The sequence below is a fragment of the Kitasatospora sp. NPDC048286 genome (genome assembly GCF_043201735.1).
Classification (GTDB): domain Bacteria; phylum Actinomycetota; class Actinomycetes; order Streptomycetales; family Streptomycetaceae; genus Kitasatospora.
Genome location: NZ_JBICZE010000010.1, coordinates 59,344 through 74,233 on the forward strand (window position 1 = coordinate 59,344; position 14,890 = coordinate 74,233).

The following is a 14,890-nucleotide window of genomic DNA, read 5'->3' on the forward strand; positions in this document are numbered from 1 at the left end:
TCGCGCCCCTACAACGCGTACAACCGACGTGCGTTGCCGGACGCGACCGATCGCGCCAGCCGCTCGGCGTCGGCCGCGGAGCAGGCGCCGTCGGCCCGCCACTCCGCGAGCACCGCGGCTAGTCCGTACCGGAACTGACAGGTGCCCACCAAATAGAGCTCGGGCAGGCCGTACGCGTCGGTGGAGAACAGCAATTTTCCGAACGGGGCCAGCTCCAGCATCTCGCCCAGCACCGCGGCCACCCGCGGCCCGGTGTACGAGGCCGTCAGCCCGAGGTCGGTGTACACCGTCGGGAAGGCCTGGGCCAGCCAGGCGGCCTGCCGGTGGTACGGATACCCGTGCAGCAGCACCAGCGGAACGCCGCTGGGCTCGGCGGCCCGCACGAAGTCCGTCAGCAGCGACGGGTCGGCCCGGTGCAGGGTGAGGTCGGGATCGCCGAAGCCGGTGTGGAGTTGGAGCGGCAGGCCGAGCTCGGCGCAGACCTCCACCGCCGTCCAGAGCAGGTGGTGCAGCAGCACCCGGTCCGTCAGCCGGCCGCCCCCACCGCGCAGGTGGGCGCCGGCCGCGGCCACCACGGCCGCGGTGGCGGGGCGCTCGGCGGGGGCGGCCAGGCCATGCCGGTACGCGAGCACCGACTTGACCGCGACGGCCCCGGCGGCGGCCGACGCGAGCGCCCCCGCCACGGCCCGCGGCCAGTCCTCGGCACCGGCCGCCACCGTCTCGGCGACCGACTCCAGCCGGACCACCTCGCGCACCGACGCCCCGGTGGCCGCGGCGAGTTCGGGCAGCGGCAGCAGTGCGTGACCCGCCGCGGTGGCCAGCCCGGTGTCCACCAGGCAGGCGTCCAGCCCGGCCGCCGCGAGCAGCCGCCCGGTGGCCTCGGCCGCACCCAACTCCCGCCGCCGGGCCAGGTAGTCGGCGGCCGGGGCGTGCGCCGGCAGGCCGAGGGCGGGCGGGCACCAGCGTCGCACCGCGAGGCCCAGCGCGCTGTCGAAGGGCGAACAGCCGGGCGCGGGCGGGCGGTCCGACTCCGTGAGCAGCCCGGCCAGGGCGTCGTCGGTGAGCTCGGCCGCCACCACGCTGTGGCAGTGGTGGTCGACCAGCGCGGGCCCCTCCGGCCGGGGCACCGCTCAGTACCGCCAGCGGGTGGCCGCGACCAGCTCCTCCGGCGTGGCGGCCGCGTACTGCTCCCGCTCCGCCCGGCGCACCGCCAGCACGGCCTGGTAGAGCGGCTCGCCGAGCGCCTCGCGCAGCACCGCGGAGTGCTCGTAGGCGGCGATCGCCTCGGCTGGGCTCGTCGGCAGCCTCGGCACCATGCCGGGCTCGGCGGCCGCTGGGTCCCCGGTGAACTCCGGTGGCAGCGCGCGGCGCTGGTCCAGCCCGGCGAGGCCGGCCGCGATCACCCCGCCGACCGCCAGGTACGGGTTGGCGCTCGCGTCGAAGCACTTGACCTCGGCGTTCGCGGCGGCGGACCGCTCTCCGGCGGAGCCCGTCACCAGGCGCAGCGCGGCCTCCCGGTTCTCCAGGCCCCAGCACTGGTAGGCGCCGGCCCAGTGCGAGGGCACCAGCCGCAGGTACCCGGCGGGGCTGGAGCAGCCCAGCACCAGCAGTTCGGGCAGCGCGTCGAGCACCCCGGCGAGGAAGCCCTCGGCTTCGGCGGTCAGGCCGTGCGGGCCGGGGCCGCCGTGGCCGAGGTTGTGCCCGTCCCGCCAGAGGCTGACGTGCAGGTGCCCGCCGTTGCCGACGCCGCCGGTCTCGACCACCGGGGCGAAGGAGGCCCGCAGCCCGTGCCTGGCGGAGACGGCCCGGACGGTGTGCCGGACCAGGACGGAGGTGTCGGCGGCGGCGACCGGGTCCTCGGGGGCGACCGAGACCTCGAACTGGCCCGGGGCGTACTCGGGGTGGATCTGGAGGACGCTCAGCCCCTGCCGGCCGAGGGCGCGCAGCACGTCGCGCAGGTAGTCGGAGAGGTCGGTGAGGCGGTGCATCCCGTACGCCGGGCCGTGCGTCGGGTACTGCGGATCCTCATGCGGGGTGGCGGCCAGGGCGACCGTCCACTCCACCTCGATCCCCGCCTTGAGGCTCAGGCCGCGCGCGGCCGCCACGGCCCTGGCCCGACGGGCGAACAGCCGCTGGCAGCCGGGGTGCGGGGTGCCGGCCTGGGTGTACCTGTCCCCCGGGGCCCAGGCCCAGCCGGGCTGGGCGGCCAGCGGGACGATCCGGTCGAGGTCCGGGTAGAGCCTGAGGTCCCCGGTGGGGCCGCCGATGATCGCACTGGTGGTGATCGTGTCGTCGGCGAGGAACACGTCGAAGCAGGGCGCGGTGCCGACACCCCACTGCGCGGCGTGCACCAGGCCGCCAAGGGGCACGGCCTTGACCCGGGTGATGCCGGCGTTGTCCACCCAGGTGACGGCCACCGCCTCGACGGCGTCGGTGCGCAGCCGGTCGGCGGCCGCCTCGGCGCGCTCCGCCCGCTCGTCGCGCGGTGGCAGCGCGACGGCCGCCGCGGCGGCGGCAGCGAGCCGTTCGGCCGTGGCGGGCGGCTCGGCGGGACCGGGCGCGGTGGGGCCGGCGGCGGCGGTTCGGGTGGTCATGTCCTCATGCTGCCCCGCCGACCGGGGTCCGGTAACTCCCCTATCGGGTGGTCCCGTTGGCAGCCGTGTTCGCCCGTTCACCCGTTCGGGGCGAGCCTGGCGGCCGGCTCCCCCACGGCTCCGACGGGTTTCGCGACTCCGACGGGTTTTCCGCCCGCACCCTCTTCCTACTCGCGAGTAGCTTCGCTACAGTGGCCGGACACGCACCACCGCCGGGCTTCGGGAGCCGCACCGGCGGCAGGCCGCGGTCGCCGCTTCTCCGGCGCCCGCGCGGTGCGCTTCCACCGGCCGGTGCCGCGGACCGCGGCAGGCCGGGTTCTCCTCGTATTCAGAGCCGCTTCCTTCACCTTCGAGCGCCTGAGCACCACGGCACATCCGCAGTTCGGCCGGAGCGGACCGGCCGCTGCCCCGATGCGCCGACCCCCGTCATCTCCCCAGCCCCGCGCGTGGACCCTCCTCCGGCGGCGGCCGCCCCGGCGTACCGGCCCGGCGGCGTGCCCGCCGGAGCACGCGCGCGCCCTTCATGACTAGGAGTCAGGACAGATGGAGCGTCCCTTCCCCACTGTCGCCGTCGTCGGCCTCGGCACGATGGGTGCCGGCGTCGCGGTGGCGGTCGCCAAGAGCGGCCGCCGGGTGATCGGCATCGAGGCCACCGAGGACTCGGCCGCCCGGGCACTGGCCCGGATCGAGGAGGCCACCGCGCACGCGGTGGACCGGGAGCGGCTGACCGCCGAGGAGCGCGCCGGGCTGCTGGCCCGGATCTCGGTCGGCCACGAGCTGGCGGCCGCCGCCGGGGCGGACCTGGTGATCGAGGAGGTGCCCGAGCAGCTGGAGCTGAAGCGGGAGGTCTTCGCCGAGCTGGACCGGATCTGCCCCAAGGACACGGTCCTGGCCACCGGCACCACCGCGCTGTCGGTGACCAGGATCGCCGCGGCGACCGCCCGTCCGGAGCGGGTGCTCGGCCTGCACTTCTTCAACCCGGTGCACGGGATGAAGCTGGTCGAGGTGGTCCGCACGGTGCTGACCTCCCCGCGGACCGCCGAGGACGCCGCCGAGTTCGCCCGCGACCTCGGCAAGGAGCCGGTGGCGGCCGGCGACCGGGCCGGCTTCGTGGTGAACGGCCTGCTGTTCGCCTACCTGAACCAGGCCGCCGCGATGTTCGAGTCCAAGTACGCCTCGCGGGAGGACATCGACGCCGCGATGCGGCTCGGCTGCGGCCTGCCGATGGGCCCGCTGGCGCTGCTCGACCTGATCGGCATCGACACCGCGCGCACCGTGCTGGAGGCGATGTACGAGCAGTCCCGGGACCGTCTGCACGCGCCCGCCCCGATCCTCGGCCAGCTGGTCGCGGCCGGGCTGCTGGGCCGCAAGACCGGGCGCGGCTTCTACACCTACGAGGCGCCGGGCTCCTCCCGGGCGGTGGACGCGGCGACCGGGCCGGCCAGGCCCGGGGTGCCGGGGCGGCAGGTGCGCACCGTCGGCGTCTGCGGCTCGGGGACGATGGCCACCGGGATCGCCGAGGTGTTCGCCAAGGCCGGGCACCCGGTGCTGCTGGCGGCGCGCAGCCAGGAGAAGGCCGAGGCGGCCAAGGCGCAGCTGGCGAAGTCGCTGGAGCGTTCGGTGGCCAAGGGCCGGCTGTCGGCCGAGGCCCGGGACGCCGCGCTGGCGCTGGTCACCCCGGTCGGGCAGTACGCGGAGCTGGCCGAGGTGGACCTGGTGGTCGAGGCGGTCGCCGAGGACCTGGCGGTCAAGCGGGAGCTGTTCGCCACCCTGGACAAGATCGTCAGGCCGGGCGCGGTGCTCGCCACCACCACCTCCTCGCTGCCGGTGATCAGCTGCGCGACCGCCACCTCGCGGCCGCAGGACGTGATCGGCATGCACTTCTTCAACCCGGCCCCGGCGATGAAGCTGGTCGAGGTGGTCTCCACCGTGCTGACCGCGCCGGACGTCACCGCGACCGTGCTGGAGCTGACCGCCGAGGTCCGCAAGCACCCGGTGGAGTGCGGCGACCGGGCCGGCTTCATCGTCAACGCGCTGCTCTTCCCCTACCTGAACGACGCGGTGCGGATGCTCCAGGAGCACTACGCGACGGTGGACGACATCGACACCGCGATGAAGCTCGGCTGCGGCTACCCGATGGGCCCGTTCGAGCTGCTGGACGTGGTGGGCCTGGACGTCTCGCTGACCATCGAGCGGGTGCTGCACCAGGAGTTCCGCGAACCCGGCCTGGCCGCCGCGCCACTGCTGGAGCACCTGGTCGCGGCGGGCTGCCTGGGCCGCAAGACCGGCCGCGGCTTCCGCGACCACGCGCGCCGGTGACCACGCCGCAGGCCGGGGGCGGCCCGTACGAGACGCCGTACGGGGCCCCGCCGGCCGGACCGCTCGCCGCACAGCCGTACGGGGCGCAGCCGCACGGATCCGCGGCCGCCACGCCCTCCGCGGCGTCCGCGCGCCCCGGTTGGAGCCCCGGGACGGTGTCCTCGCGCTGGCCCCGCCCGGCCGTGACCGGCCCGGTCGCACCGGTGCGACGGGGAAGGGCCGCGGCCGCGCCGTCCGGGCCGTGTAGCGTTCCGGACATGGATCGGGTTCAGTCAACCTCCCCGCAGCACCCCACCGGGCCGCACGGCGGCACCGACCGGACCGCCCCCTCGACCGGGGGCACCGGACCGGAGGGCGGGCCGGGCAGCCGCCGGGCGGCGGCGCAGCGCCAGCAGATGCGCCAGGACCTGGCCACGGCGGCGATGGAGCTGTTCGCCTCGCAGGGCTACGAGGAGACCACGGTCGACCAGATCGCGGCCGCCGCCGGGGTGGCCCGGCGCACCTTCTTCCGGTATTTCCGGTCCAAGGAGGAGGCGATCTTCCCGGACCACGACGACACCCTGGTCCGGGTGGCCGACCTGCTGGCCAGCGCGGAGCCGGAGGAGCACCCGCTGGACGTGGTCTGCCGCGGCATCAAGGAGGTGCTGCGGATGTACGCCTCCACCCCGGGGGTGTCGGTGGCGCGGTACCAGCTGATCCGTCAGGTCCCGGCGCTGCGCGAGCGGGAGATCGCCGTGGTGGCCCGCTACGAGCGGCTGTTCACCCGCTACCTGCTGGGGCGCTTCGACACCGGCGAGTCCATCCCGTCCGGCTGGCAGCGGGGCGGCGAGGACGACTCGATGCTCGCCGAGGTCTCGGCGGCGGCGGTGGTCGCGGCGCACAACCACGTGCTGCGGCGCTGGCTGCGGGCCGGCGGCCGGGGCGACGTGGAGGCACAGCTGGACCACTCCTTCGAGGTGATCCGGCGGACCTTCTGGGCCTCCAGCGCACCGGGTGCCAGACGCCGGGGCTCGCTGGTGGCACCGGGTGCCAATGGGACCCCCGGGGACACCGGGGCACAGAGCGCACTGAGTGCCAGCCCCGGGGGTGAGGTACTCATCACAGTCGCCCGGACGGACGCTCCACTGGACGTCGTGGTGGACAGCATCCGAGCCGCGCTGAGTGGCGTCCAGGAGTCGTAGACGCGGTATTCACGCAGGTCAGAGCTTTACACCGGGCCCGCGCCGACCGATCGGCGCGGGCCCTTCGCATGCCCGCTCAACGCGCGTCACGCAGCCCCGAAGGCCGCCCGAATTCGTGACACCCGGTGTCTTTACGAGTGGCACAGGGTGCCACTACCTTGTTACTCACCAGTCGCGGCGCCGCGGCTCCCCACCTCGGCGCGCCGCCGTCCGGCGTTCCCACACCCCGGGAGCAGAGCCAGCACGGCCCGGTCCACCCGGGCGCCCAGCCTGACCCGCCCACCACCCACCTCAGCGAAGCCGGTGTCCGCTCCCGGCTCCCCCAGACGCCCTGTGCCCCTCACACAGGTACGCCTTCGGAGGCAGCCATGCAGGAAATCCTCGACGCGATCCTCAGCACCGACAGCACGTCGGCGGACTTCGCGGCGATCAAGCTCCCCGAGTCCTACCGAGCGGTGACGCTCCACAAGGACGAGGAGCAGATGTTCGCCGGCCTCGACAGCCGCGACAAGGACCCCCGCAAGTCCCTTCACCTCGACGAGGTGGCCCTGCCCGAGCTGGGCCCCGGCGAGGCCCTGGTCGCCGTCATGGCCAGCGCGGTGAACTACAACACCGTCTGGAGCTCGATCTTCGAACCGGTCTCCACCTTCGGTTTCCTGGAGCGCTACGGCCGGCTGTCGCCGCTGACGAAGCGCCACGACCTGCCGTACCACGTCGTCGGCTCCGACCTCGCCGGCGTGGTGCTGCGCACCGGTGCCGGGGTCAACGCCTGGAAGCCGGGCGACGAGGTCGTCGCGCACTGCCTCTCGGTCGAGCTGGAGTCCGCGGACGGCCACAACGACACGATGATGGACCCGGAACAGCGCATCTGGGGCTTCGAGACCAACTTCGGCGGCCTGGCCCAGCTGGCCCTGGTGAAGACCAACCAGCTGCTGCCCAAGCCCAAGCACCTCACCTGGGAGGAGGCCGCCTCCCCGGGCCTGGTCAACTCCACCGCCTACCGCCAGCTGGTCTCGCGCAACGGCGCCGGCATGAAGCAGGGCGACAACGTGCTGATCTGGGGCGCCAGCGGCGGCCTCGGCTCGTACGCCACCCAGTACGCGCTGGCCGGCGGCGCCACCCCGATCTGCGTGGTCTCCAGCGACCAGAAGGCCGAGATCTGCCGCGCCATGGGCGCCGAGGCGATCATCGACCGCTCCGCCGAGGGCTACCGGTTCTGGAAGGACGAGAACACCCAGGACCCGCGCGAGTGGAAGCGCCTGGGCGCGAAGATCCGCGAGTTCACCGGTGGCGAGGACGTGGACATCGTCTTCGAGCACCCGGGCCGGGAGACCTTCGGCGCCTCGGTGTACGTCACCCGCAAGGGTGGCACCATCGTCACCTGCGCCTCCACCTCCGGCTACATGCACCAGTACGACAACCGGTACCTGTGGATGTCGCTCAAGCGGATCGTCGGCTCGCACTTCGCCAACTACCGCGAGGCCTTCGAGGCCAACCGCCTGATCGCCAAGGGCAGGATCCACCCGACCCTCTCCAAGGTCTACTCCCTGGAGGAGACCGGCCAGGCCGCCCTTGACGTGCACCACAACAAGCACCAGGGCAAGGTCGGCGTGCTCTGTCTGTCCCCCGAGGAGGGCCTGGGCGTGACCGACCACGAGCTGCGGGAGAAGCACCTGCCCGCCATCAACCGCTTCAGGAACGTCTGATGACCGAACCTCAGAAGCGCGACCGCCCCTGGCTGATGCGCACCTACGCCGGCCACTCCACCGCGAGCGACTCCAACGCCCTCTACCGGCGGAACCTGGCGAAGGGCCAGACCGGCCTGTCCGTCGCCTTCGACCTGCCGACCCAGACCGGCTACGACTCCGACCACGTCCTCGCCCGCGGCGAGGTCGGCCGGGTCGGCGTCCCGGTGGGCCACGTCGGCGACATGCGCACCCTGTTCGACGGCATCCCGCTCGAACGGACCAACACGTCCATGACGATCAACGCCACCGCCATGTGGCTGCTGGCGCTCTACCAGGTGGTCGCCGAGGAGCAGGGCGCGGACACCGCCACGCTCACCGGCACCACCCAGAACGACATCGTCAAGGAGTACCTGTCGCGTGGGACGCACGTCTTCCCGCCCGGCCCGTCGGTGCGGCTGATCACCGACATGATCGCCTACACGGTCGGCAACATTCCCAAGTGGAACCCGATCAACATCTGCAGCTACCACCTGCAGGAGGCCGGCGCCACGCCCGTCCAGGAGATCGCCTACGCGATGTGCACCGCCATCTCGGTGCTCGACGCGGTGCGCGACTCCGGCCAGGTGCCGGCCGAGCGGATGGGCGAGGTGGTCGCCCGGATCTCCTTCTTCGTGAACGCCGGGGTGCGCTTCGTCGAGGAGATGTGCAAGATGCGCGCCTTCGCCCGGCTGTGGGAGAAGGTCACCCTGGAGCGCTACGGCGTCACCGACCCCAAGCAGCGCCGCTTCCGCTACGGCGTCCAGGTCAACTCGCTCGGCCTGACCGAGGCCCAGCCGGAGAACAACGTCCAGCGGATCGTCCTGGAGATGCTGGCCGTCACCCTCTCCAAGGACGCCCGCGCCCGGGCCGTCCAGCTGCCCGCCTGGAACGAGGCGCTCGGCCTGCCCAGGCCCTGGGACCAGCAGTGGTCGCTGCGCATCCAGCAGGTGCTGGCGTACGAGTCGGACCTCCTGGAGTACGGCGACATCTTCAACGGCTCCGAGGTGGTCGAGGCCAAGACCGAGGAGCTGCTGGCCGGCGCCGAGGCCGAGATCGCCAAGGTGCTGGAGATGGGCGGGGTGATCCCCGCCGTCGAGTCCGGCTACCTGAAGTCCAACCTGGTCGCCTCGCACGCCGCCCGCCGGGCCCGGATCGAGTCCGGCGAGGACAAGATCGTCGGGGTGAACTGCTTCGACACCACCGAGCCGAGCCCGCTCACCGCCGACCTCGACAGCGCGATCATGGTGGTCGACCCGGCCTCCGAGCAGTCCGTGCTCGCCGCCCTGGAGGCCTGGCGCGCCGAGCGCGACGAGGCCGCCGTCCAGGAGTCGCTGGCCGAGCTCAAGACCGTCGCCGCCACCGAGGCCAACCTGATGCCGGCCACGCTCGCCTGCGCCCGGGCCGGCGTCACCACCGGCGAGTGGGCCTTCGCCCTGCGCGAGGTGTTCGGCGAGTACCGCGCGCCCACCGGTGTCGGCGGCGCCCCCGTCGCGGTGGCCGCCGAACCGGGCGGCGAGCTGGAGCAGGTCCGCGCCGCGGTCGCCGCGACCGCCGAGGAGCTGGGCGCCGGCAAGCTGCGCCTGCTGGTCGGCAAGCCCGGCCTGGACGGGCACTCCAACGGCGCCGAGCAGATCGCCGTCCGGGCCCGCGACGCCGGGTTCGAGGTGGTCTACCAGGGCATCCGGCTGACCCCGGAGCAGATCGTCTCCGCCGCCGTCGCGGAGGACGTGCACTGCGTGGGCCTGTCCATCCTCTCCGGCGCGCACAGCGAGCTGGTGCCCGACGTGCTGACGCGGCTGCGCCGCGCCGGGGTGGAGGATGTCCCGGTGATCGTGGGTGGCATCATCCCGGCAGCGGACGGCGAGGCCCTCAAGGCCGCCGGCGTCGCCGCCGTGTTCACCCCGAAGGACTTCGGCATCACGACCATCATCGGCCGGATCGTGGACGAGATCCGGCTGGCCAACAAGCTCCAGCCGTGGACGCCCGCACCGACCGCGGCCACGAACTGACCAGCTGACCAGCTGACCACTGGGAAGGAACCCTCGATTCTTATGACTGCAGTCAACCGTCTGCGCCCGCGCCGCTCCTGCCTCGCGGTGCCCGGCAGCAACCCGCGCTTCCTGGAGAAGGCCCAGGGCCTGCCGGCCGACCAGGTCTTCCTCGACCTGGAGGACGCCTGCGCCCCGCTGGTCAAGGAGAGCGCGCGCCACAACATCGTCGACGCACTCAACAACGGCGACTGGGGCGGCAAGACCCGCGTCGTGCGGGTGAACGACTGGACCACGCACTGGACCTACCGCGACGTGATCACCGTCGTCGAGGGTGCCGGCACCAACCTCGACTGCATCATGCTGCCCAAGGTGCAGGACGCCGAGCAGGTCAAGGCGCTCGACCTGCTGCTCACCCAGATCGAGAAGACCATGGGCTTCGAGGTCGGCCGCATCGGCATCGAGGCGCAGATCGAGAACGCCAAGGGCCTGATCAACGTCGACGCCATCGCCGAGGCCTCGCCCCGGCTGGAGACCATCATCTTCGGCCCCGCCGACTTCATGGCCTCCATCAACATGAAGTCGCTGGTCGTCGGCGAGCAGCCGCCCGGCTACGGTGCCGACGCCTACCACTACATCCTGATGCGCATCCTGATGGCCGCCCGCGCCAACGACCTCCAGGCGATCGACGGCCCGTACCTCCAGATCCGCAACCAGGAGGGCTACCGCGAGGTCGCCCGCCGCTCGGCCGCCCTCGGCTTCGACGGCAAGTGGGTGCTCCACCCCGACCAGGTCTCCGCCGCGAACGAGATCTACTCGCCCGCCCAGGAGGACTACGACCACGCCGAGCTGATCCTCGACGCGTACGACTACTGCACCTCCGAGGCGGGCGGCGCCAAGGGCTCCGCGATGCTCGGCGACGAGATGATCGACGAGGCCAGCCGCAAGATGGCGCTCGTCATCGCCGGCAAGGGCCGGGCCGCGGGCATGCAGCGCACCACCAAGTTCGAGATCCCGGAAAGCTGAGGGCCCACGCCATGCAGTTCGGACGCACCTACGAGGAGTTCGAGGTCGGCGCGGTCTACAAGCACTGGCCCGGCAAGACGGTCACCGAGTACGACGACCACCTCTTCTGCCTGCTCACCATGAACCACCACCCGCTCCACATGGACACCAACTATGCGGAGAAGACGACGGACTTCGGCAAGAACGTCGTGGTGGGCAACTACATCTACTCGCTGCTGCTCGGCATGTCCGTCCCGGACGTCTCCGGCAAGGCGATCGCCAACCTGGAGATCGAGTCGCTGCGCCACGTCGCGCCGACCTTCCACGGCGACACCATCTACGGCGAGACCACCGTGCTCGACAAGTGGCCGTCCAAGTCCAAGGACGACCGCGGCATCGTGTACGTCGAGACCAAGGGGTACAAGCAGGACGGCACGGTCGTCTGCATCTTCCGCCGCAAGGTGATGGTGCCGACCGAGACGTACACCAAGGAGCGCGGCGGCGAGCAGCCCGGCCGTCCGACCCCGCTCGCCTGAGCCGCTCCCCCTTCCCAGGTCCACCTCTCCCCTTTATGTCCACCTCTCCCCTTTATAGGGAGCCCTCCTTCCGGGGCGGGCCCCCTCGAGAGACCCCGGACGGGCAGGCCGCCGTCATCGGCCGCGCCCCACCCGGTACGGGGGCCCTGCTGCCGCAGCCACGCCGGCAGGGCCCCCGCAATCCCCCCCCGGGGGGGATGCCCCGACTTTCCGCAGACCCTCAGACCTTTCGGAGCCGCACGATGGGACGCCTCGCACAGACCGACGGCCTCACCGAGATCCAGCGGGACATCCTCGCCACCGTGCGGGATTTCGTCGACAAGGAGATCATTCCGGTCGCGACCGAGCTGGAGCACAAGGACGAGTACCCGACCGCCATCGTCGAGGGGATGAAGCAGCTCGGCCTGTTCGGCCTCACCATCCCCGAGGAGTACGGCGGCCTCGGCGAGTCGCTGCTCACCTACGCCCTGGTGGTCGAGGAGATCGCCCGCGGCTGGATGTCCGTCTCCGGCATCGTGAACACCCACTTCATCGTGGCGCACATGATCAACGCCCACGGCACCCAGGAGCAGAAGGACTACTTCCTGCCGAAGATGGCGGCCGGCGAGATCCGCGGCGCCTTCTCGATGTCCGAGCCGGGCCTCGGCTCCGACGTTTCGGCCATCTCCACCAAGGGCGTCAAGGACGGGGGCTTCTACGTCCTCAACGGCCAGAAGATGTGGCTCACCAACGGCGGCACCTCCACCCTCGTCGCGGTCCTCTGCAAGACCGACGAGGGCGGCAACACCCCGTACAAGAACATGACCACCTTCCTGATCGAGAAGGAGGCCGGTTTCGGGCCGAACCCCAAGGTTCCCGGCCTGACCGTGCCCGGCAAGATCGAGAAGATGGGCTACAAGGGCGTCGACACCACCGAGCTGGTCCTCCAGGACGTCCGCATCCCGGCCGACCGCATCCTCGGCGGCGTCCCGGGCCGCGGCTTCTACCAGATGATGGACGGCGTCGAGGTCGGCCGCGTCAACGTCGCCGCCCGCGGCTGCGGCGTCGCCCGCCGCGCCTTCGAGCTCGGCATCTCCTACGCCCAGCAGCGCTCCACCTTCGGCAAGAAGATCGCCGAGCACCAGGCGATCCAGTTCAAGCTCGCCGAGATGGCCACCAAGGTCGAGGCCGCCCACCAGATGATGGTCATGGCCGCCCGGAAGAAGGACAGCGGCGAGCGCAACGACCTCGAGGCCGGCATGGCCAAGTACCTCGCCTCCGAGTACTGCAAGGAGGTCGTCGAGGACGCCTTCCGCATCCACGGCGGCTACGGCTTCTCCAAGGAGTACGAGATCGAGCGCCTCTACCGCGAGGCCCCGATGCTGCTCATCGGTGAAGGTACTGCGGAGATCCAGAAGATGATCGTCGGACGCCGGCTCCTCGAGGAGTACCGGATCGCCGACTGATCCCCGGGCCGCCGGTCGACGGACCACGTCGCCCGGGCGGCCCCTCGAACCGCCGGTCGACGGGCGTGCGGGCCCGTCCCGGCGGAGCGCCGTGCCCCGTCACGGGCCCGGCCTGGTCCGCCTGGGTCCGGCACGGCCCTCCCGAAGCGGCCGCAGGGCGTACAGCTGCAACGACACGCCCTGCGGCCGCTTCCGCACACCCGCTTCCGGCCGCTACGGCCGTTTCGCCCGGCGGGTTCCGTCGGCGTACCCGTTGAGACAAGAGTCACCAGCCCCGTCAGGTCCCTTGGGAACCGGACCGGGTCGGGCTACGGTCGTAGGAGTGGACGCGCACACGCGCCGCCACCGGACACATGAACGAGCAGGCGGGTTGCCCACCCACCGTGTGCTCCCGATAGCATCCACCGGGACAGCAAGCCGTCCCTCTATTACCGATCCCGCGGTGGCCCCCGTCCAGCGGCCATGATCCCCCGCGACAAAGGTCTTCGATGCCCATCAGCCCGTCCCCTCACACCTCCGTCACGGACCGCGATGCCCTCGCAGCCCCGACGGCCGGTCGGCGACCCCGCGTGACCATCGCGCGCGGAGCCACCCCCTGGTTCGTCCCCACCCTCGCCACGGCCGCCGTGACCACCGCCCTCACCCGGCGCAGCGGCAAGTGGGCCCTGGCGGCGGTACCCGCCTGCGCGCTCAGCGCGGGCATGCTGTGGTTCTTCCGCGACCCCGAGCGTGAGATCGGCACGGGCAGAGTGATCTCCCCCGCCGACGGCGTGGTGCAGAGCATCGACGCCTGGCCGGACGGTCGCACCCGGGTCGCGATCTTCATGAGCCCGCTGAACGTCCACGTCAACCGCGCGCCCCTGCCGGGCACGGTGACGTCGGTCGAGCACGTCGCGGGCGGCTTCGTCCCCGCGTTCAACAAGGACAGCGACCAGAACGAGCGGGTCGTCTGGCACTTCGACACCGAGCTCGGCGACATTGAGATGGTCCAGATCGCGGGGGCCGTGGCCCGCCGCATCGTGCCGTACGTGGACGCCGGAACCAAGGTCGAGCAGGGCGACCGGATCGGTCTGATCCGGTTCGGGTCCCGGGTCGACACCTACCTGCCGGCCGGCGTCGAGGTCGGCGTCGAGGTCGGCCAGAAGACCACAGCCGGGGTGACGCGCCTTGACCGTGACTGATCCTGAAACAATCGTCGGCCTGGACGACGAGGAGACGGCCCTGCGCCGCCGCCGCTGGGCGCGCGACCGCGAGCTGCGCGCCCCGCGCTCTCCTCAGCACCTGTCCACCGCCGACTTCCTGACCCTGGGGAACGCCGTCTGCGGCTTCCTGGCGATCTACTCGATCACCACCGGGGTCCTGGTCCCGCACATCACCAACCCGGACGCCGCTCCGGACCGGCACAGCGCCGCCACCGCGGTGACGCTGCTGCTGATCGGCTCGATGTGCGACCTCTTCGACGGCCTGGTGGCGCGCAAGCTGCGCTCCTCCGCCCTCGGAGCGGAACTGGACAACCTGGCGGACCTGATCAGCTTCGGCATCGCGCCGGCCTACTTCGTCGCGGTCTGGGGCATGGTCTCCCAGGGGTCCAACACCAAGCTGTCGGCGCTCATCGCGATCATGGTGCTGCTCGCGGTGGTCCTGCGGCTGGCCCGCTTCTCGGCCGTCAAGATGCGGCCAGGGGTGTTCCAGGGCATGCCCTGCCCGATGGGCGCAATGACGGTGATCGCCATCGTGCTGCTCGACCCGCCGTTCCTGCCCGGTCTGCTCGCCATCTTCGGCGCCGCCTACCTGATGGTCAGCCGGATCGAGTACCCGAAGCCGCAGGGGCTGCTGGCCACCGCCACGCTCTGCTGGATCGTGGTCTCCATCGGCTGCCTGGCCGCCTGGGCCACCGGGCTGCCCGGTGGCGACAACCTGATGCACGTCGGCGCGTTCGCCCAGATCACGCTCGCCGCGATGGCGCCGCTGCTGGTCATCCGCCGCAAGGTGGGGCAGAAGGTCGGCGACGTCCGCGCTCGGCGGGCTGAGTCTCGGATCGGCTGATTCCCCGCAAAAGTCATAAGAGTCAGGGCCCGGAACCTGTTGGTTCCGG

11 protein-coding genes are annotated in these 14,890 nt (G+C 72.1%); 9 read left to right on the forward strand and 2 right to left on the reverse strand.

From position 1 onward, the window contains the following. Positions 1 to 8: 8 nt before the first annotated feature. Both ACGF13_RS24015 and ACGF13_RS24020 read right to left on the reverse strand, forming a co-directional pair. A complete protein-coding gene (locus tag ACGF13_RS24015; protein ID WP_392878322.1) occupies positions 9 to 1,127 on the reverse strand; it encodes an amidohydrolase family protein in 1,119 nt (372 codons plus the stop codon). A 3-nt stretch (positions 1,128 to 1,130) separates the two neighbouring features. Next, complete coding sequence (locus tag ACGF13_RS24020; protein WP_392878323.1) at positions 1,131 to 2,594, reverse strand: glutamine synthetase; 1,464 nt, start codon at positions 2,592 to 2,594, stop codon at positions 1,131 to 1,133. Positions 2,595 to 3,137: 543 nt separating this feature from the next. On the opposite strand from ACGF13_RS24020, the gene ACGF13_RS24025 reads away from it, so the two are divergent. The 9 genes from ACGF13_RS24025 (at position 3,138) to ACGF13_RS24065 (ending at position 14,841) form a co-directional block, all read left to right on the forward strand. Beyond that, positions 3,138 to 4,913 (forward strand): 3-hydroxyacyl-CoA dehydrogenase family protein, encoded by a 1,776-nt coding sequence (locus tag ACGF13_RS24025; protein ID WP_392878325.1) that lies wholly within the window; start codon positions 3,138 to 3,140, stop codon positions 4,911 to 4,913. A 257-nt stretch (positions 4,914 to 5,170) separates the two neighbouring features. Then, complete coding sequence (locus ACGF13_RS24030; protein WP_392878327.1) at positions 5,171 to 6,094, forward strand: TetR family transcriptional regulator; 924 nt, start codon at positions 5,171 to 5,173, stop codon at positions 6,092 to 6,094. Positions 6,095 to 6,462: 368 nt separating this feature from the next. Next, the gene (gene ccrA, locus ACGF13_RS24035) at positions 6,463 to 7,800 is read left to right on the forward strand and encodes a crotonyl-CoA carboxylase/reductase (protein ID WP_392878328.1); all 1,338 of its coding nucleotides are present in this window, start codon (positions 6,463 to 6,465) and stop codon (positions 7,798 to 7,800) included. Beyond that, entirely contained in the window at positions 7,800 to 9,830 is a 2,031-nt protein-coding gene (locus ACGF13_RS24040) for a protein meaA (RefSeq protein WP_392878330.1), read from the forward strand. Before ccrA ends, ACGF13_RS24040 begins: the two co-directional genes overlap by 1 nt. Before the next feature lie 42 nt (positions 9,831 to 9,872). After that, complete coding sequence (locus ACGF13_RS24045) at positions 9,873 to 10,835, forward strand: HpcH/HpaI aldolase/citrate lyase family protein (protein WP_392878332.1); 963 nt, start codon at positions 9,873 to 9,875, stop codon at positions 10,833 to 10,835. 11 nt (positions 10,836 to 10,846) lie between these two features. After that, positions 10,847 to 11,350 (forward strand): MaoC family dehydratase, encoded by a 504-nt coding sequence (locus tag ACGF13_RS24050; RefSeq protein WP_392878334.1) that lies wholly within the window; start codon positions 10,847 to 10,849, stop codon positions 11,348 to 11,350. A 242-nt stretch (positions 11,351 to 11,592) separates the two neighbouring features. After that, the gene (locus ACGF13_RS24055) at positions 11,593 to 12,795 is read left to right on the forward strand and encodes an acyl-CoA dehydrogenase family protein (RefSeq protein ID WP_392878336.1); all 1,203 of its coding nucleotides are present in this window, start codon (positions 11,593 to 11,595) and stop codon (positions 12,793 to 12,795) included. A 488-nt stretch (positions 12,796 to 13,283) separates the two neighbouring features. Beyond that, positions 13,284 to 13,976, forward strand: coding sequence for a phosphatidylserine decarboxylase (locus ACGF13_RS24060; RefSeq protein ID WP_224280704.1), 693 nt, complete (start codon positions 13,284 to 13,286; stop codon positions 13,974 to 13,976). Further along, entirely contained in the window at positions 13,963 to 14,841 is an 879-nt protein-coding gene (locus tag ACGF13_RS24065; RefSeq protein WP_392878338.1) for a CDP-alcohol phosphatidyltransferase family protein, read from the forward strand. Before ACGF13_RS24060 ends, ACGF13_RS24065 begins: the two co-directional genes overlap by 14 nt. Positions 14,842 to 14,890 lie beyond the last annotated feature (49 nt).

Excerpts from the sequence above, each read along its gene's own strand:
- ACGF13_RS24020 (WP_392878323.1), bottom strand. The coding sequence starts at position 2,594 with ATGACCACCCGAACCGCCGCCGCCGGCCCCACCGCGCCCGGTCCCGCC.
- ACGF13_RS24030 (WP_392878327.1), top strand. The coding sequence starts at position 5,171 with ATGGATCGGGTTCAGTCAACCTCCCCGCAGCACCCCACCGGGCCGCAC.
- ACGF13_RS24055 (WP_392878336.1), top strand. The coding sequence starts at position 11,593 with ATGGGACGCCTCGCACAGACCGACGGCCTCACCGAGATCCAGCGGGAC.
- ACGF13_RS24060 (WP_224280704.1), top strand. The coding sequence starts at position 13,284 with ATGCCCATCAGCCCGTCCCCTCACACCTCCGTCACGGACCGCGATGCC.
- ACGF13_RS24040 (WP_392878330.1), top strand. The coding sequence starts at position 7,800 with ATGACCGAACCTCAGAAGCGCGACCGCCCCTGGCTGATGCGCACCTAC.
- ACGF13_RS24025 (WP_392878325.1), top strand. The coding sequence starts at position 3,138 with ATGGAGCGTCCCTTCCCCACTGTCGCCGTCGTCGGCCTCGGCACGATG.
- ACGF13_RS24045 (WP_392878332.1), top strand. The coding sequence starts at position 9,873 with ATGACTGCAGTCAACCGTCTGCGCCCGCGCCGCTCCTGCCTCGCGGTG.
- ACGF13_RS24050 (WP_392878334.1), top strand. The coding sequence starts at position 10,847 with ATGCAGTTCGGACGCACCTACGAGGAGTTCGAGGTCGGCGCGGTCTAC.
- ccrA (WP_392878328.1), top strand. The coding sequence starts at position 6,463 with ATGCAGGAAATCCTCGACGCGATCCTCAGCACCGACAGCACGTCGGCG.